Origin of the sequence: Paenibacillus jepli (assembly GCF_047238105.1) — a bacterium.
Classification (GTDB): Bacteria; Bacillota; Bacilli; order Paenibacillales; family Paenibacillaceae; genus Paenibacillus_D.
The window spans coordinates 3,841,406-3,860,446 of sequence record NZ_JBDFMD010000001.1 but is presented as its reverse complement, the minus strand read 5'-3'; the positions used below and the strand labels follow the sequence as shown (position 1 = coordinate 3,860,446).

Below are 19,041 nucleotides of genomic sequence, written 5' to 3'. Positions count from 1 at the left end.
AGCCGTTACACATGAAGAAGGGGCTATCCCGCCATCATCGCACGATGACTTTCGGGATAGCCCCTCATACCGTCCTTGTACTCGCCCTATTCACCCCTTCACGGAGCCGGCCGCCAACCCCTCGACGATCTGATTGCTCAGAAACACAAAGGCCAGCAAGATGGGCAGGATGCTGATCATCAACGTTGCTCCGATGGACCCCCATTCGGTGGCGTACTGGCCGATGAAATTTTGCACCCCAACCGTCAGCGTCTTCCATTCATTGGAGCTGATAAACGTATTGACGAAGATAAACTCGTTCCAGTTATAGATCATATTGACGATACCTGTCGTCGCGGCAACGGTTGCAGTCATCGGGAAAATAATCGTCAGCACAAGACGACTCACAGAGCTGCCATCCATAATGGCCGCTTCTTCGATCTCCCGAGGAATCGCATAATAGAAGCCCAGCATGATAAGCACGGTAATCGGCAGATTGAACGCAATATAGGATACAATAAGCGACAAGGGATGATCGATCAAAGCCGCCTTATTGAACATGCTGTACAACGGGATCAACGTCGAATGAACGGGGATCATCATCGCCAGCATGATCGCCCCAAGCGCCAGTTTGCTGCCGCGCCAGTGCATCCGCGTAATCGCGTAGGTAGCAAACGACGCAATGACAATGGTGCACAAGGTGGCGACGACGGTAATCCATACGCTATTGAGAAAATATGTGTCGATATGTCCCGCGCTCCACACCTTGCTGTAATTTTCCCAACGCGGCTGCACCGGAAACGACAACGGATTCGAACCGAAAATCTGTTGATTGTTTTTCAACGAGAAGGTCAGCAGCCAATAGAGCGGAAACAGCTGCATGAGCGCAATGACAATAAGGATGAGATAAAGAACCGATTTGCCTGCTGTTGCTTTTAGAGCCACGCTATTCACCTGCTCCCCCCTATGAATATTGAGTCTGCTCGCTTGAAGCCGTTAATCTGCGAATGATCCAGGTGGCGGTCAGGCATATCAGCAGCAGGAAGAAGCTGACGGCGCTGGCATAGCCAAAATCGAAGGATTTGAAGGCAATGCGATACATGTACGAGGCCATCACTTCACTTGCCCCATTGGGTCCGCCGCCTGTCATCACATAGATGAGGTCGAAGTATTTCAATGAACCGACCACCGCCAGGACAACCGTCACCTTCAGCACCTCCGTAATGAGCGGCACTTTAATGCGCAAGGCGATCTGCCGGCTGCTCGCCCCGTCGATTGTCGCGGCTTCCTCGACTTCCTTCGGTACACCCTTCAGCGCTGCGTAGTATATCAAAATATAAAAGCCCGCGTATTGCCATAAAATCGGCAGGAAAATCGAAAACAGCACCAAATCGGTATTCGACAGCCACTCCGGTGTGTTCACTACGCCCAGCTGCTCCAGGAATAAATTGATCAGGCCATTGGACGGATGGTAGACCTTCAACCAGAGCTGGGCAATCGCCACCGAGGACAGGAGCATCGGAATCAAGTAGATTTTGCGCAAGACATTTGCCCCTTTGATCTTCGAAGCCAGCACCAGCGATACGGCCAAATACACAACCAGACTCAGGCAGGAAAACACGGCCAGCAGCAACGAATGGAAGGCGCTGCTCCAAAACGCCCGGTCGCCCAGCAGTTCGATATAATTGGTCAGACCGATGAACTCCATCGCTTGAATGCCATTCCAGTTATGCAAGCCATAATAAGCCGTAAGCGCAATCGGAATATAGATCATAGCACCCAGCATGAGCAGCGCCGGCAGCATATACAACGCAATAATTCGTTTGTTGGACATCATTTTATTCATGTCGCTATCCAGTCCCTATTTGTTAATCGCTTGATCATGTGCCTCCGAGAACTGCTCCGGGGTAGCCGCGTTGCCAAACAGCGCTTGAATCTGATTCAAATGAACCTCGGCCGCTTCCGCTTCGAGCTGGACGTCGGCATACAGGGTGATGCTCGTCGCCTGGTTCATCTCATTGAACAGATCCACATACAAGTCAGGCAGCTCCAGGCTATCCGTATCCACCTTGGTCGCAGGGATTACCCCTGCTTCCGTGACCGATTTCTCGCCCCATTTCTCTACGAAATACGCCACGAATGCTTTCGCAGCCTCTTTAACGGGAGAATTCTCCGCTACGAACAAGCCGACACCGGGACCGCCCACCCAGCTATTGCTGTCTCCCTTGCCGCCGCTGACGGCAGGGAATTTGAAGAAGCCGACTTTATCCTTGAACGCTTTTGGAATCTCTTCGTTAGCTGTAAAGTTCGCCAGCTCCCACGTTCCCATCAAGTACATCGCTGCCGTTTCGTTGTAGAAATCCGCTTTGCCTTCGTCGTTGGACAAGCCGTTGAAGCCTTTGTTAAAGGCGTTCATATTCACCAAATGCTGCACCTCGCCGGCAGCCTGCAGCAAGCTGTCCTGCATATACGTATCTTTGCCTGCCAGCGCGTTCGAGAAAACCTCTTGCCCGGCAATACGGTCGGCGAGATACATGTACCACAGCGAGCCCGTCCAGCGGTCCTTATTGCCCAGCGCAATCGGCGTCACGCCGCTATCGGCAAGAGTCTGCACGACATCCACAAACTCATCGTAGGTTGCCGGCACTTCCAGGTTATGGTTGGCGAAGATCTCTTTGTTGTAATAGATCGGCGCAATGTTGAATTCGAGCGGCAAGCCGTAGGTGCTGCCCTCGATCGCGAACGCATCCGTCGTACCCGCGACAAACTGATCGCCAAGGCCGCTTCCCAGCTCATCGTCAAGCGATGCGAACAAGCCGCCTTCCACGTAGGGCTGCAGGAAGCCTGCTGCCCAGGTTACGCCTACATCGGGCAAGGAATTGGATGTCGACAGCACCTTCAGTTTATTTTTGTATTGTTCATTATCGAGCACTTCCATCTTGATCGTCACGTTCGGATGGTCATCCTCGTATTGCTTGACGATATCGCTGACCACTTTGCTTTGCGCAGCGGACACGCCCTCCGGCCATAGATGCATAAAGTTAATCGTCACCTTGTCATTCGCGCCGGATGCTCCGCCTTCAGCTTGCGCGTTGCCCCCTGCTGTGCCGGTAGAATTGCCCGAAGAGCCGCTGCTGCAGCCTGCCAGCACCATTGTTAGACCCAGCAATAGCATAAACACCTTTTTAGCTTTCAAGAATTGATACCCCCTCATTGAAATCGCTTGCAGCTCTATTGTATCGGGAATATCAGCACAAGTAAGGACACAACGATTAGGAAAAACTCCACTTTCGTTAGATCGGTCATCGCTGCTTGCGAAATTGTGCCGGACTGAGCTGCTCATGGGCGCGAAAGACGCGAATAAAATAGCGGTCGCTTTGATAGCCCGCCTGCTCGGCGATGCCCTGTACCGACATGGAGGTCGTCAACAGCAACCGTTTGGCGAGCTGCAGACGCTGACGTGTCACATAATCCGAAAAGCTGATGCCCATCTGTTCTTTGAACAGCTGACTGAAATAATTGGCGTTCATATGGAGCATCTCGGCAAGCTGCTTGGCCGAGATCTGCTCGCCAATGTTCTCACGCACATAGTGCAGCGCTTTATTAATCTCCGCGTGATGTGTTTCCTGCTTCAGCTCGGCAAGCTGTACATCCGTCACCTTTTTCCATTGCTCCTGCGCCTGCTTGTCCGCTCTGCGCTGAAGCGCTTTGCTTACTGCAGCCAGGATCTCCTGCTTCTCCAGCGGCTTCAGCAGATAATCCACCGCATCCAATTGAATCGCTTGCTGCGCATAGGAGAACTCGGAATAGCCGGAGATAAAAATGCAATGCGGCTTATGATCATAGGCGCTTAACTGCTCTACCAGCTCAAGGCCCGACAACCCGGGCATCCGAATATCCGAGATCAGCAGATCCACCGGCTGCTGCTGCAGCAGCTCCAGCGCCATGACGCCATTGTCCGCCAGAGCGATGTGATAGCTGTCCGTCAGCCATCCTTCGAGCACACGCTTGATCCCCTCCCGGGTACGCGGCTCATCATCTGCGATGACGATATGAATCATCCCTTATCCCCCTCCCTGACCAGCGGGATGCGGAAGCCAACCTCCGTTTCCCGCTGCGAGCTTGTGATGGCAATTCCCTCATGCGAGCTGCCGTAATACAGCTTCAGGCGCTGATTCGTGTTTTTCAAGCCGACACCCAGATGCTTGTCATGCTGTTCATGAAGCTGGAAGCTATCCTGCGCCAGCTCATGCATGACTTTATGCAGACGCTCGTTCGTGAAGCCCGGACCATTATCGGTGACGGCGATCGCAAGTTCTCCTGTTCCGGTAGCGGATGCGCCAGCGACGGCTCTCACATGAATCGTCAGCTTGCCGCGCTCCATACTGCGTTCGATACCATGTTCAATCGCGTTCTCGATCATCGGCTGGATCATCAGTTTTGGAATCGGCACCTGCTTGAGAGCCTCGTCACAATGGATGTCCCATTCAAAACGATCCATCAGACGCATTTTCATAATCCGCAAATAACGCTCCGCATGCTCCAGCTCATCGCCTACCGTCACCCATTGGTCGCTGTCCTGCTTCGTGATGACATAGCGGAACACCCCGCTCATCGCGACGATAATCTCCGCCAGCTCGGTCTGTCCCTGCTCCTCCAGCTCCCAATAAAAAGCTTCCAGCGTGTTAAACAAAAAATGCGGATTAATCTGTGCCTGCAACGCTTTCAACTCGGTTTTGCTCTGCAAAATTTCCTTCTCATAGACGACCTGGATAAGCGCTTGCAACGAATCAACCATCTGATTGTAGGTATGGTTCAGCTCCGCCAGCTCGATCGTATTGCTCTCCGCTTCAATATGCCTCAGACCGCCCAGCCTGGCGCCGTGCATGGCGCGAATCAGATGCAGGATCGGCCGGCTGATCCTCTCCGCGATAAAGTAGCTTAGGACCAAAAACAGCACGCTGCTGACCAGAAAAGCAATAAGGATCGTCGAGCGGAGCAGCGCCAGGCCTTCTGTCGCTTTGCTGACCGGCGTGTATATGCTGAGCTCCCAGCCGACGAGCGGGATACTGCGCTTGACATTAAAATAACGCTCGCCCCGGATGTCAACCACGTCCATCGCGCCCGTTGCCGTTGGCAAATCCGAGGAATTACCTGTATTTGTAAAAATAACATTGCCCACCTGATCCGTCAACCATACAAAATCTTCCTGAACGCCCAGCTGCGTGTCCGTGAGAGCAGGCAAATCAAATAAGGACAGATCGACATGCACAACCAAATAACCGACACGCTGGAACGATTGATTCATCAAGCGTATATTGCGCATCGTCACCATACTGTCGGGGTACTCTTCGCTATAATCGGTCCAGACCAGTCTGCCCGCCAGCTTGTCAGCCCGCTCGATCCACCCCTCCGCATACCGTTCCTGGAGCTGCTCATCGCCGAGCGGCAGGTAGCTTTCATATGACAGATTATAGATTTCAATAGCTCGAATACCTTGTTGATAAGCTTCCAGCTTCCGGACCTCCTGCTGGAGCAGCTGCAATTGATCAAAGCTCGCGCGCTTGCCCTGGTAGCTGTTTTGCAGCAACGTTTGCACCATGGCGTTAGTAGCCACTTGGGAGGAGAACATGTCGATCTGCTTCATGAGCAGCTCCACATTGGCAATCGCCTGCACCGCCGTATTTTCCATATGCTTCTCCGCATTGCTCTGGAGCAGTCGACTAACCTGCGAATTAATATACACGCCCACTGTTACCAAAATGATAAGCATCACGCCTGTATACAGCACAAACATCTGCTTGCGAAATGTATTCAGCTTCCACCACGCTTGCATAACCACACCCCGTTTCCTCTTGATTTTATTCTCCTCGTCCCCCGCACACAACATCAAAGTACCAAAAAAGGATATGAGTCTCTCCTACTTTTCACGCCCGTTCCGCGCTAGTATTTGGTTAACAAGTTCTTTACAAGGAGGAGAAGACGATGAAGCCTGAGCTGGACAACTCGCCTGCTCGGCCCGGCAGAGAGAGCTACGTCCGCCGGCTGGGGCTCGATATCCGGAGAGAGTGGGATCTGTATCTGCTGCTCGTCCCGGGCATCCTGTTCCTCCTGCTGTTCAAGTACACGCCGATGTACGGCATCATCATCGCGTTCAAGGACTTCAATATCTTCGCCGGGTTTGCGGATAGCCCCTGGGTCGGCGGCAAGCATTTTGCCAAGCTGTTCACGTCGCCCGACTTTGCCATCGTGCTGCGCAATACGATCATCATCAGTGTGCTGAAGATCGTCATCCTGTTCCCGCTGCCCATCATCATCGCCCTCATGCTCAACGAGCTGCGCAAGATGGTGTTCAAGCGGACGGTGCAGACGATCGTCTACCTGCCCCATTTCCTGTCGTGGGTCATCGTCGCCGGCCTGTTCATCGACCTGCTGTCCACGGACGGCGGCCTGGTCAACAAGCTGCTCGCCTCGATGGGCATGCAGCAGATCTCGTTCTTCCTGGACAACAGCGTCTTCCGCAGCGTGCTGATCACCTCGGCCGGCTGGAAGGAGACGGGCTGGAGCACGATCGTCTATCTTGCAGCCTTCTCCATGATCGATCCATCGCTGTACGAAGCCGCCAAGATCGACGGCGCCAGCAAGCTGCGTCAGCTGTGGCACGTCACGCTGCCGGGCATCGCCCCGATCATCGTCTTGATGTTCATCCTGCGTCTGGGCAACATCCTCGAGGCGGGCACCGAGCAGATCCTCGTCATGTACAACCCGGTCGTCTACAAGGTCTCCGACGTCATCGGCACCTATGTCTACCGGATGGGTCTGGGCAATCAGGATTACAGCTTCACTACTGCCGTCGGCATGTTCGAGGCCGTCATCTCGTTCACGCTGGTCATCGTCGGCAACTCACTGAGCCGGAAGTATCTGCAGCGGGGCATCTGGTAAGGAAAAGATTTCGAAGCGAGTTCCCCTTCGATAATCGTCTGGATTAGGCTTCGTTTAGGAGGGATGCAGCACATGAGTACCAAACAACAACCGGACCCAAGCCGTGCAGCCGCCGGCGTCTCGGCCGGCATCAAAGCCTCGCCCGGCGAGCGATTGTTCGCCGTCTTCAACTATACCTTCTTCATTCTGATGAGCATCATTACGATCCTTCCCTTCGTCAACCTGATCGCCAAATCGTTCAGCAGCGAGGAAGCCGTCATCGCCGGACGCGTCGGTCTGCTGCCGATCGGCTTCCAATGGGGCACCTATCAATATGTCTTGCAGGACAACATGTTTCTCAATGCGCTCAAGATCTCCATCATCCTGACTGTCGTCGGCACGACGCTCAGCCTGCTGCTGACGACGATCACCGCGTATCCGCTCTCCAAGCCGAGGCTGCGGGGACGCAAAGGGCTGCTGCTGATGTTTATCTTCACGATGCTGTTCAGCGGCGGCTTGATCCCGACCTATCTGCTCATGCAGAATCTCGGCCTGGTCAACACCCTCCCGGTGCTGTTCCTGCCAGCGATGGTCAACGTGTTCAATATGCTGATCATCAAAAATTACTTTGAAGGCTTGCCCGATGCCCTCGAGGAATCGGCCAAGCTGGACGGCGCCGGCAACTTCCGCATCCTGCTGATGATCATCCTGCCGCTGTCGACGCCGGTGCTGGCGACGATCGGCCTGTTCTTCGCCGTCGCGTTCTGGAACGACTATTTTGCTTCGATGATCTATATCACCAACCCGGCTCTGAAGCCGCTGCAGCTGTATCTCAAGGAGCTGTTCGTCTCCTCGACCGGCGACTTCCTGAAGGACAATGTCGATGCTGCGCTCAACACGACGCCGCAGTCGATCCAGGCTTCCTCGATCCTGTTGGCAACGGTCCCGATCCTGCTCGTGTATCCGTTCCTGCAGAAGTATTTTGTCAAGGGCGTCCTGGTCGGTTCGGTCAAAGGGTGAGACGGCAAACCATCATGTTTGCACATCTAGTACGGATGATTGCCGTGACGGCTGTGCGTTCATTAACCGCCTTTGAAGGGATGTGATGCCTGCAATCTGCAGTAAAGATGGCAAGCAGCAAGGGTGCGGTCTTGATGATAGAACAATATTATGAATGCCGAGGAGGATTTCCCATGAAGAAAAAAACCAGCATGCTCGCGCTCACGCTTGGCGTCAGCCTGGCCGTCACCGGTTGCAGCGGCGGCTCGACCCCTGCGAATACACCAGGCAGCGAAGGCACGAACACCCCGCCGCCCGAGAGCAGCAATGCCGATCTGAAAATGATCATGCAGTACAGCCGGTTCGATCCCAACACGGACTATACGGCCAACTATATCTCGGAGAAAACCGGCTTCAATATCACGTATGAGATGCTGCCTGCCGAGAATGCCGACGAAAAGCTCAACCTGATGGTTGCCAACCGCGAGAACTTCGATCTCATGAAGCTGAATGCTGCCCAGTTCTACAATCTTGCTACAGCAGGCGCTCTGGAGCCGCTGGATGAGCTGATCGAAGCGCACGGCAATCACATCCAAAACGCCATCAAGCCCGAGTCGTGGGGCAGCGCCACGATCAACGACCAGATCTTCGCGCTGCCGGAGACGGGCGCCGGAGTCAGCATCGGTGAGGAGCTCGTCATCCGTCAGGACTGGATGGAAGAGCTGAGTCTTGAGATGCCGACGACCACCGATGAGCTGTACGATGTCCTGGTCGCCATCCGCGACGCCAAAAATATCGTGCCGCTGACCGGCAGCAACGACTCGATCTATGGCGATATCGCTGCCGCCTTTGGCGTATTGACAGAGTGGAAGGAGGTCGACGGCGAGCTGAAGCACCGGGCCGAGCTGCCCGAGATGAAGGACTTCCTCGAGTACATGAACAAGCTGTACAGCGAGGGCCTGCTCGATACCGAGATGCCCATCAACACCGCCGCCAAGGCGATCGAGAAGTTCTCCAGCGGACGCGCCGGCGTCTACAAGCTGGCTTGGTGGAATGCGGGCAACACCATCTCTGCCTTGACGGATAACCATCCCGACGCCACGGTGACACCTATCCCGTATCTGAAAAACCAGGACGGCAACGCCGAGATCGGTGTGCTGGCCAACACCACCTGGTTTATCGCGATCCCCAAGTCCTCCAAGAACAAGGAGGACGCCATGAAGCTGCTCAATGCCAAGCTGGAGCCCGAGACGTTCAAGGGCATGGCGATCGGCGAGGAAGGCGTGCACCACGAGGTGAAGGACGGCAAGTATTTCCCGATCCTGCCCAAGTTCAACGATGACTTGAACAATGCCAGTGCGTTCATGACGGCTGTCGATGAGGAGAACTATCCGACCTTCTGGCAGGCGCGCGTCCGCAAGGATCCGATCCTGCAATCGTACTACGAGCAGTTCCAGGCCAATGCCGAGGGCATCATCGTCGTCGACCCGATGTCGCTGGCACCGCCGATCGAAGCGGTATCGAAGAACACGCTCAAGCTGAACAAGCTGCTGGATGACAATGTACTGAAGTTCATCGCCGGCTCCGAGCCGATTGCGAACTACGACCAGTTCCTGGCCCAGTGGCACGCCGAGGGCGGCCAAGAGATGGTCGCCGCCGCCAATGAGTGGTTTGCGACGTCTGGACAGTAAGATGGGACTCTGCCTGATGGCCGCTTGCCCACAGAGGTGAGAAGCGCGGCCCCGTAGGTGGCTTTAGAGAGAAGGATTCGCCGGCGGGGCGGATCCTTCTTCTCGCTTGGCTGTCCCGCCGCTCGCTAGCGGGCTCTGGACGGGCCGAGTGGACCGACGGCGGAACTTTCGGTCGATCCAACTGCCGTTTGCCAGTTATTTCGCTCGCTGCCGGGCCTGGCGACTGATCCTACTGCCGTTTGGCCGTTATTCGGTCCGTCAGCGGACACGGCGAGGCTGTATTTAGAACTATTGCTTGAAATCCGGCGCGTGGCGCACCTATAATGCTAATTTCTAGATCTATTGCTCTAGATTCGCGCGTGGCGACCTTTAACGTTGTAGAAAAGTGCTTGAAACTTTCGATAGTTGCACAAAAACAGCCACCGCTGCTAATCACGAAGCCGTTCCTGCCGCTGCAGCGGCAGAAAGGGTCGCTGCACGCATCCACACCAGGGGTTTCGTCGCAATAGCGGCAGAAAGGGGCGTTGTACGCGACCATACCAGGGGTTTCGTCGCAGTAGCGGCAGAAAGGGGCGTTGCACGGGCCCCCACCTGCAATCCGTACCGGGTACATAAGCTACTCACTTAAAGGAGGTTATCACATGTCCGTTCATACCACCGATCAGACCATCCACTCCGGCTTGGAGATCGAAGCTGCTCCCAGTGACATCACGATCACAGTTGATGGTCCGCGCCGGCTGATTGCGGCGGTCGATACGGAGCAGCCGGCGGCAGAGCCAGGCGCCCTCACCCTGTATACCAGCCGGTCCGGGGAAACCATCCGTCTTCCCGCCTTATACGCCGCAGTGACTGTAGCCGCGGATCTGACAGTGCAGCACGTCACTCGCGTCTCCTCTCGGCGCACCGAGGCGACCACGCTCATCCATCTGCCTGCAGGCGGGATTGTCCTGGCCGCTTGCTGCCCAGAGACTACCGATGAGGGAGAGCGCTATCTGGAGACCTGCTTCAAGCCAGGAGACCGCATCAAGCTGCGCAGACTCGGCGAGCTGATCGGCATCCGGGAGCTGACCGCCTCGGATCAGCCGTCGCTCGTGCTGAATCACGCCACCATGTTTACCAGCCTAGAGCGGCGCACATGGATCAGCGGCAGGATCGCCAACTTCCAAGCGGGTACGGACGCGAAACTGCTTGCTGACGAGACCGCCGGGCCGGTTATGACCGATGGCACCTTCTCGGCAGCCTGCGATCTCAGGCCCGGCACCAACTATATCTCGCTACGCCTCATTAGTGGCGGACAAACACTTGACCGGCGCCAGCTCGTCGTATTTTGCCGTGCTGGCCTGGACCGGCTGAACCCGCCCGGGACGACGCCTCAGACCAGCGAGCCCTCTCCCCCCTCCGCACACACCGGTGCTGAGGAAGAGGTCGAATCACCCTGTTCGCAGCTTAAGGATCACCCGCGCCGAGACCGTGAAGTGATCCTCTGGGTGGATCAGGGCGCGAATAGCCGCAGGTTCCAGACAGCCGGGGACGTAGCGTCGTTCCTAAAGCAAGCGCGAGCAAGCGGCGTGACGATGGTCGTGCTCGACGTACTGGGCGTGGAAGGCTTCGTGACCTACCAGAAGACGACGCTGACCGGGCGGCCGCATGCCAGCCGGATCCGCGCCCCCAAAAAAGCCGGCGCCCATCCCGAGCTGGACCTGCTGGGGCTGTTCGTCCATTACGGGCACGAGCTTGGGCTAAAAATCCACGCTTCGATAAATGTGTTTGCCGAAGGCTCGATCCTGTATGACGCATATGCCGTCCTGGATGACCATCCCGACTGGGAAGAGCGAGTCCGGCACCCCGGAGATGGCGCTACGATCAAGCGGCAGCGAGAGAGCGCTGCGCCCGGAGTGGTCGCTTTCGTCAATCCGGCTCATGATGAAGCAAGGGAATACCAGTTGAAGACGTTCGAGGAGATTATGATGAATTATGAGGTCGATGGCATCGTGCATGACCGCAGCCGCTATGACAACGAGGCGGCTGATTTTAGCGAGACCTCCCGGGTCGCATTCGAGGATTTTCTGGCCAAACGAGGAAAGACCATGCGGTGCTGGCCGGCGGATATTTATGAGTATGCGGCAGAGACGCGGATCGACGGACCGCTGCTGCAGGACTGGTGGGAGTTCCGGGCTGCGGTAATCCGGGACTTCCTGCTGGAGGTAAAGGAGCTCGCGGCAGCCCGCTCCCTTGTGACAGGCCGGCGGATCGAGGTATCGGCCTATGTCGGCTCCTGGTATGAGAGCTACTACGTGCATGGCGCCAACTGGTGCAGTCCGCGCTTCCAGCATGATGATCGGCTCGAGCTTACACCCGGGTCGCTCTACACCCCCGCTTATATCGCTACCGGCTATACTGACAGCCTGGACTTCCTGATGATCGGCGCGTACCAGCAGACGGTGGGAGAGATCGAGAAATATATCACTCAGGCTCAGATCGTTACCGCAGGGGAACTGCCGATCTACACCGGGCTGGCCGTCGCCAATGTGACCGAGGCCGGTGTAATGCGCGACGCCTGTGCTGCAGCCCTGACTTACAGTGACGGCCTCATGTTGTTCGACGCTTCACATATTGAAGACTGGCCCGCGCTGGCGGCGGCATTACCGCACGGATAACGGAAAAAGGCCGCCACCGAAGCAACCTTCCACTTCATGCACTCCGCATGCAATGACCCAGCAGGCCCGCTTACGCCGGAGACGAAGAGGCCCGGAGACCCCATCGCCTCCCTTAACCTACTCGGCTCCCTCCGGTCCGTACACCTCCAGTGCCTGCAGTGTCGGATACCATCGCGACGCTTCGATCCGCAGGCGGAGGCGATGCGCCTGCACGGGCGGGAACCGGCAGATGTGCTTGTAGCCCACCACCTGTCCCTCGTAGAACGGCAGCCACTGTCCGCCCTCCAGCCGCTCCAGCACGAACCGCTCGATGCGCTGACCGTCCGTGATCTGCTCCATCAGCACGACGCGGTCCAACGTTTGCTCGGATCCGAGCTCCAGTTCGAGCCACGCCTGTTCTTCGCCTGCAGGGGCGCGCCAGTACGTATCGCGCCGCCCGTCAGTCACCGCGTCAGCATGATGCTGCGCGTCTGCACTTGCCGACGCCGTGCACCGCCCGCCCCGCGCCAGATCATGCGCATACCTGCGCCGCAGCCAATCACCCAGCTCCTGCAATCGCGCGGCGTCCGTCTCGTGGATCAGCCCGCGACGGTCCGGCGGCAGATTGAGCAGGAAGGTTGCGTTGCCGCCCACCGTACGCTCGTACAGATCGGCCAGCTCTGCGAGCGGCTTCACCGCCCCGTCCTCCGACGCGTGGTAGAACCAGCCCGGCCGGATCGACGTATTGACCTCTGCCGGATACCAGACCAGCGCCTCCGCTTCGGCGATCACCGCCCGGCTACCGAGGTCGTCCTCGCTCGTCCCGATCCGCCGGGCAAACGCCGGATCGTCAGCTTGCTGCGACTCGGACTGGATCTTCTCATTATCCCGCAGCGTCGCCGGGACGACGCTCCATTCCACCGGCCGGGTATGGCCGGCTTCATTGCCGCACCACCGGACGTCCGGTCCGCAGACGGAGATGACCGCTCCCGGCTGATGGCGGCGGATGACCTCATAATAGGCGTCCCAATCATAGACTTGCCGTCTGCCATTAGAACCTTCACCGCAAGCGCCGTCAAACCAGACCGTGAACAACTCCCCGTATCCGGTTAGCAGCTCGGTTAACTGATTGACGAAGAAGGCGTTGTACGCATCAGAATCGCCGTAGGACGGCTCATGCCGGTCCCAGGGGGACAGGTAGATGCCGAATTTCAAGCCGGCCTCCCGGCAGGCATCGGCTACTTCCTTCACCAGATCCCCCTTACCGTCCCGGAAAGGGCTGCTCGCCACTGTATGCTGCGTATAACGGCTCGGCCACAGGCAGAAGCCGTCATGATGCTTGCATGTGAGGATCAACCCCCGCATCCCGGCCGCCTTGCACACCTCCACCCACTGAGAGGCATCCAGCGCCGAAGGGGCAAAGACCGCCGGCGACTCTTCACCCGTCCCCCATTCGCGATCCGTAAACGTATTAACCGTAAAATGGATAAAGCCGTAAAACTCGGTCTCTTGCCAAGCCAGCTGCCTCTTCGAAGGCACAACTCGCGCCGCCTCTTGTATGGATAAACTCACCCTACCCGCTCCTCTCTCCTTCAACTAGCCCAGATCCGCTTGATCCGTGAACAGCACTTCAAAGGACCGGGTGCCATGGAGCTCAAACACAACTAAATCATTGCGCCCAGTTTTCAACAGCGGTGCCGGGATATATAACGTGCGTGTCGGTCCTACCTCCCAGTATCTGCCCAGCAGAAAGCCGTTGATATACACTTGTCCCTTGGTCCAGTCGTCCAGCCGCAGGAAGGTGTCTGCCGGCTCGTCCACCTCGAAGTGCCCTCGGTAGAAAGCCGGCTGCTGCCCTTCGTCCGGGTTGCCCGCTTCCAAGCCGGCCGGAGCGACAGCCGCATCTACAGCATCAGCCAACGAGGCACCCGGGCTGCCATACCGCTCTCCCCGTTCACCAACGTCCGATTCCACAGTCTCGAAGCGTACTCCCTCCAGCGTCTCCAGCGGCAGCGGACGGATCGTCCAATGGTACAGGAACTGATTGTCCAGCCGCACGCCTTCGGTGATGCCCTTGCGGTCGGCCAGCAGCGGACCGTAGTTGATCCGTCCCATATTCTCCACCAGGATGTCGATGCGCGCGCCCTGATCCGGGATGTCCAGCCTTAGCGGCTCCGGCTGCCAGCGCTCTACGACGCCTGTATACCGGCCGTCTACATAGACGATCGCCCGGTCCCGGACCTCCTGCACATGCAGGCTCATCCCGTTCTTTGGTCCGGGAACGAAGGTCGAGTACAGGATGTGGCCGTACGCTTGGCCCAGCCGCTCCATCGGCTCCGGGCAAGTCGCTTGCACCGGCACGGACAGGTTGTCCAGCTGGCCGAACAGCGTCCCCCGCTCCTCCAGCCGCACCGTCCCGTAGCTGCGCCTGGGCGCCGGCTCGGGCAACTGCAGCGGCGGCAGCTTCAGATGCTGTTCCAGCACCTTGCGCACCGCCATATATTTGGCCGTAGGCTCGCCCGCTTCATTCAGCAGGGTATCATAGTCATAGCTGGTGACGGTCGGCTCGTAACGGCGGATATGGTTGGCTCCGTTCATATAACCGAAGTTAGTCCCGCCATGGAGCATGTAGAAGTTGATCGACCCTCCGGCCGTTAGCAGCTCGTCGACCGCCGCCGCCACATCGTCCGCCTCCCGGGTATGGTGCTGCTCCATCCAGTGATCGAACCAGCCGTTCCAGAACTCCATGCACATCAGCGGCCCTTCCGGCTGATACTTCCGCAGCAGGCGGAACGCGCCAGCCGCTCCCGATCCGAAGTTGACCGTCGCCAGTACGCCCTCCAACGTCCCCCCTTGCAGCATGGCATCATCCGGACCGTCCGAAGTGAACAGCAGCACATCCATGCCCCGGCCGACCATCGCATCCCGGATATGCGCCAGATACCGCTTGTCGTTGCCGTAGCTGCCGTATTCATTTTCGATCTGGAGCGCGATGACCGGCCCGCCGTTCGTGCAGAGCAGCGGCTTGATCCGCGGCAGCAGCTGGTCATAATACGCATCCACATGCGCCAGATAAGTCTTGTCATAGCACCGCAGCCGGATCGCCGGCTCCGCCAGCAGCCATGCCGGCAGGCCGCCGAACTCCCACTCCGCGCAGATGTACGGACTGGGCCGCAGGATGACATGCAGTCCGAGCTCGCCCGCCAGCTTCACGAATGCCTCGAGGTCGTACAGCCCCTCGAAGCGGAACTCCCCTTTACGCGGCTCATGCCCGTTCCACGGGATGTAAGTCTCTACCGTATTGAGTCCAAGCGCCTTCAGCTTGAGCAGCCGATCCTCCCAATACTCGGGGACGACACGGAAATAATGGATTGCACCAGACATAAGCCTGGTCCTCTCTCCGTTATAGACGAAATGATCGCCTTCCACTGTAAAACTAGCCATGCTGCATCCTCCTTGTCGTGACTCCTGTCATGTCACTTTGTGCTCCCTTTACCCTTTGACACCGCCCAGCATCATTCCTGCTGTCAATTTGCGCTGCAGCAGCGCATAGATAATAATCGTCGGGATCAGGACGATCGACAGACCGGCAAACAGCGATCCCCAGTCAGTTGCATACTGCTGGATCTGCATCAGATTGGCCAGACCGACCGGGATCGTCTTCTTCTCCTCCGAGGTGATGAAGGTCATCGCCATCACGTATTCATTCCAGAAATCGAAGAAGCCGAACACGATCAGCGTGATGATGCCCGGGCGCGCCATCGGCACGATGATGCGGACCAGCGTGCCGAAGTAGCCGCAGCCGTCGATCATCGCCGCTTCTTCGAAGTCATGCGGGATCGACTTCATGAAGCCGGTGAGCAGGAAGATCGAGAACGGCAGGCTGTTCGTCGCATACACGGCGCTGAGCCAGAACCGGTTGTCCAGCATCTGCAGATCGTTCATCAGGATGAACAGCGGCACGATGATGTACACGCCGCCGACGAAGATGCCTGCGATGTAGAAGTTCGTAAAAAAGCCGCGCCCCCGAAACCGCATCCGGCCGAGTACATACGCTGACGGGATGGCCGCTGCCAGCAGCACCGCCATCGAGATGATGACGACGAGTACCGAGTTCAGCATATAGTCGCCGATCCGGGCTGTCGTGAAAGCATCGACATAGTTGCGCCACTCCAGACCGCTCGGCAGCTTCCAAGGACTCTCCATTACTTCGGCATTGGTCTTGAAGGAGGCCATCACATTCCACAGCAGCGGATAGACGACGATGATCGTCTGGATGATGAGGAAGATGCGCAGCGCCGCCCGGCCTGCCGCCTTGCCGATGCCCCGGCGTTCCCGGTCTGCGATTGGTTGTGTGCTCATCCCTAGTGGCTCCCCCTTTCGGTCAACTTGTTGCTGATCAGCGCCAGCGCCATCGAGACGACGAAGATGAAGACGCCGATCGCCATCGCATAGCCGAAGTTGGCATTATTGAACGCCTGCGAGTACAGATAGGTCATGACAACCTCCGAGTGGCGGTTCGGTCCGCCCGCAGTCATGATCGAGACGATGATGAAGCTGATCGACAGCACACCGTTGATGCTGAAGATCAGCGTCACGCGGATGATCTCCCACAGCATCGGCACGGTGATCTTGAAGAACTGCTGGATCTTGGTCGCTCCGTCGATCTCCGCCGCCTCGTACAGGTCCGGCGATATGCTGTCGATCCCTGCCATGTACATGACCATATAGTAGCCCGCCGCCTGCCAGATGAGCGTCACAGCAAGCGCCCACAGCACCGTCCGCTGATCGCCCAGCCACGGCAGCGCCCACTCTCCCAGTCCGAGCAGCTCCAGCCCGGAATTCAGGAAGCCCATCGTCGGATGATAGATGAAGGACCACAGGATGGCGATGACGACGAAGGAGAGGATGCTGGGGAAGAAAAATACCGTCCGGTACAGGCCGCGCTCCCTCAGCTTGGATTTGGCGAGGATCGAGGCGTTGACCAGGGCGATCAGCAGCGTGATCACCGGCACGATCAGCATCAGGAACCCGGTATTGCGCAGGGCGAGCAGGAACACGTCGTCCTGGAACATATCCACATAGTTTTTGAGACCGATGAAGCGCGGTTCATCGCTCAGGCCGGTCCATAGGTACAGCGATTTATGAAAAATCTGCACCGTGGGGTATACCTTGAACAGGACGAACAAGACGATCCCCGGCAGCAGGCACAATATGATAAATGCGGTTCTTCGCTGTTTTAGCGTCATCCGCTCTCCATCCCTTCCATTTGAGTCTCTCTACAAAAAGAAGGCTCATGAACGACGCATGAGCCTCCTGCCTTGTCTGGTTCCGTCAGACGGTTATTCCGCTCCGTTTGCCTCCAGCTCATTCTGGATGTCGGTGTAGATCTTCGTCATGTTCTGGCTGTACTCGTCCAGCGACATCTGGTTGCTCATGATCGACGAGATCGGTTTGTACACCTCATCGCTCGGATTGTACTTGCTGCCTTTGGCGACTGGGCCGAAGGCGCCGTTGATCGTCACCATGCCGCTGTCCACGGCTTTGTAGATGTTATAGGTCGTCTCGGAGATATGCTCCTGGACGAGATCCGGCGCGCCGACCACGGCCATGACGCCCTTGGCTTTCTCCGCATTGAGCAGGACGCTCTCCTCGGTATAGAGGAACTGCAGGAACGCTTTGGCCAGCTCGGGGTTTTGGGCTTTGGCCGGGATGACCATCTGCTCGACATTGGACAGCGCCATCACTTCCTTGCCTTCCTCGAACGCCGGTACGCCAAGGAAGCCGAACTGGAAGCCTTCCTCGCGCGGCGCGTCCTTCATCTCGTCTTCGAACCAGGTACCGTTGGGGATGAACAGCGCGTTCCCCTGCAGGAAAGAGGTCTGGGACTGCGTGTGGTTCAGCGCCACGGTGCCTTTCATGAGCGCATTGTCCTCGGCAGCGATCCGCTCCAGGATGCCCCACGCCTGGGCGAAGCTGTCGCTGCTCCAGAATGCCGGATCATAGTTGAAGAATTGATCCAGCGCCTCTTGGCCTCCCGCACTGTAAACCGCCGGCACGAGCATTTCTTCGAGATAGCCCGGATACAGGCCCTGGTACGTGAAGAGCGCTCGGTCATGCGCTGCGGCCGTCTCATTCAGAGCAAAAAAATCGTCCCACGTCTGCGGCACCGCAATGTCCTGCTCATCGAACAGTGTCTTGTTATACCACAAGCCCATCACCCCGAAGTTGTAAGGCGCCAGATAGATCTTGCCGTCGCCATAAGGTGAGCTGGAACGGGATTCGAGGACGCCCGGCAGGATCTGATCCCGCAGCGCACTGTCACCGTCCAGTGCCGGAGCGTCGAAGATGTCGGTCAGGTCGAGCAGCGCGTTATCCTTGATCAGGCCGTCCAGGATCGGGGTGTTGTCGCTGCCCGAGATGTACATGAAGTCCGGCGGATTGCCGGCGACGATCTTGGGCCGTACCATCTCGGCGATCTTCGGACTGGCAGTGATATTGATCTTGGTGCCCGGATTGGCCTCCATGAACGCCTCTGCCACACTGTCCCAGTAATCGCGGCCATACCCCCCTTGAAAGACGGCGATGTTGAGCTCGGGATTGTCAAAGGTCTGCTCCGATCCCGCGTTATTGCCCGGCGCGGCCGGTTCGGCATTGCTGCCTCCCGCCGGCGCATTCCCGTTATCTGCGTTGCCGCAAGCGCTGACGGTGAGTGTGAGAGCCAGCGCCAGGGTCATGAAACTTGCTTTTCGATTTGTTTTCATCGTGGATGAAGACCCCTTTCTTTAAGATACCTCCATTATAGGGCGGGCTCC

General features: G+C 57.4%; 14 protein-coding genes. 4 read left to right on the top strand and 10 right to left on the bottom strand.

The features are described 5' to 3' along the window. Positions 1 to 90: 90 nt before the first annotated feature. From ABC336_RS16880 to ABC336_RS16860, 5 genes are all read right to left on the bottom strand, one after another. Positions 91 to 924, bottom strand: coding sequence for a carbohydrate ABC transporter permease (locus ABC336_RS16880; RefSeq protein ID WP_413239741.1), 834 nt, complete (start codon positions 922 to 924; stop codon positions 91 to 93). Between the two features lie 19 nt (positions 925 to 943). Next, complete coding sequence (locus ABC336_RS16875; RefSeq protein WP_413239740.1) at positions 944 to 1,825, bottom strand: carbohydrate ABC transporter permease; 882 nt, start codon at positions 1,823 to 1,825, stop codon at positions 944 to 946. Positions 1,826 to 1,840: 15 nt separating this feature from the next. Further along, entirely contained in the window at positions 1,841 to 3,193 is a 1,353-nt protein-coding gene (locus ABC336_RS16870) for an extracellular solute-binding protein (protein ID WP_413239739.1), read from the bottom strand. 88 nt (positions 3,194 to 3,281) lie between these two features. Beyond that, positions 3,282 to 4,040 (bottom strand): response regulator, encoded by a 759-nt coding sequence (locus ABC336_RS16865; RefSeq protein WP_413239738.1) that lies wholly within the window; start codon positions 4,038 to 4,040, stop codon positions 3,282 to 3,284. After that, positions 4,037 to 5,815 carry a cache domain-containing sensor histidine kinase gene (locus ABC336_RS16860; protein ID WP_413242541.1) on the bottom strand — a complete coding sequence of 593 codons (1,779 nt, stop codon included), beginning with the start codon at positions 5,813 to 5,815 and terminating at the stop codon, positions 4,037 to 4,039. The genes ABC336_RS16865 and ABC336_RS16860 overlap by 4 nt, the downstream gene beginning before the upstream one ends. A 149-nt stretch (positions 5,816 to 5,964) precedes the next feature. On the opposite strand from ABC336_RS16860, the gene ABC336_RS16855 reads away from it, so the two are divergent. The 4 genes from ABC336_RS16855 to ABC336_RS16840 all read left to right on the top strand — a co-directional run bounded on the left by ABC336_RS16855 (position 5,965) and on the right by ABC336_RS16840 (position 12,247). Then, complete coding sequence (locus ABC336_RS16855) at positions 5,965 to 6,921, top strand: ABC transporter permease (RefSeq protein ID WP_413239737.1); 957 nt, start codon at positions 5,965 to 5,967, stop codon at positions 6,919 to 6,921. A 72-nt stretch (positions 6,922 to 6,993) separates the two neighbouring features. After that, positions 6,994 to 7,920: a carbohydrate ABC transporter permease gene (locus tag ABC336_RS16850; RefSeq protein ID WP_413239736.1), complete on the top strand. Its 927-nt coding sequence runs from the start codon at positions 6,994 to 6,996 to the stop codon at positions 7,918 to 7,920. 173 nt (positions 7,921 to 8,093) lie between these two features. Beyond that, the gene (locus tag ABC336_RS16845; RefSeq protein ID WP_413239735.1) at positions 8,094 to 9,590 is read left to right on the top strand and encodes an extracellular solute-binding protein; all 1,497 of its coding nucleotides are present in this window, start codon (positions 8,094 to 8,096) and stop codon (positions 9,588 to 9,590) included. Between the two features lie 641 nt (positions 9,591 to 10,231). Then, complete coding sequence (locus tag ABC336_RS16840) at positions 10,232 to 12,247, top strand: glycoside hydrolase family protein (protein ID WP_413239734.1); 2,016 nt, start codon at positions 10,232 to 10,234, stop codon at positions 12,245 to 12,247. A gap of 117 nt (positions 12,248 to 12,364) precedes the next feature. Here the strand turns inward: ABC336_RS16840 and ABC336_RS16835 are convergent, their stop codons facing one another. The 5 genes from ABC336_RS16835 to ABC336_RS16815 form a co-directional block, all read right to left on the bottom strand. Further along, positions 12,365 to 13,798 carry an alpha-L-fucosidase gene (locus ABC336_RS16835; protein WP_413239733.1) on the bottom strand — a complete coding sequence of 478 codons (1,434 nt, stop codon included), beginning with the start codon at positions 13,796 to 13,798 and terminating at the stop codon, positions 12,365 to 12,367. A gap of 24 nt (positions 13,799 to 13,822) precedes the next feature. Beyond that, a complete protein-coding gene (locus ABC336_RS16830; RefSeq protein WP_413239732.1) occupies positions 13,823 to 15,670 on the bottom strand; it encodes a glycoside hydrolase family 35 protein in 1,848 nt (615 codons plus the stop codon). A gap of 48 nt (positions 15,671 to 15,718) precedes the next feature. Beyond that, positions 15,719 to 16,588, bottom strand: coding sequence for a carbohydrate ABC transporter permease (locus ABC336_RS16825; protein WP_413239731.1), 870 nt, complete (start codon positions 16,586 to 16,588; stop codon positions 15,719 to 15,721). A gap of 2 nt (positions 16,589 to 16,590) precedes the next feature. Then, a complete protein-coding gene (locus ABC336_RS16820; RefSeq protein WP_413239730.1) occupies positions 16,591 to 17,475 on the bottom strand; it encodes a carbohydrate ABC transporter permease in 885 nt (294 codons plus the stop codon). Between the two features lie 93 nt (positions 17,476 to 17,568). Next, positions 17,569 to 18,990, bottom strand: a complete 1,422-nt coding sequence (locus ABC336_RS16815) for a carbohydrate ABC transporter substrate-binding protein (RefSeq protein ID WP_413239729.1) — start codon at positions 18,988 to 18,990, stop codon at positions 17,569 to 17,571. Positions 18,991 to 19,041 lie beyond the last annotated feature (51 nt).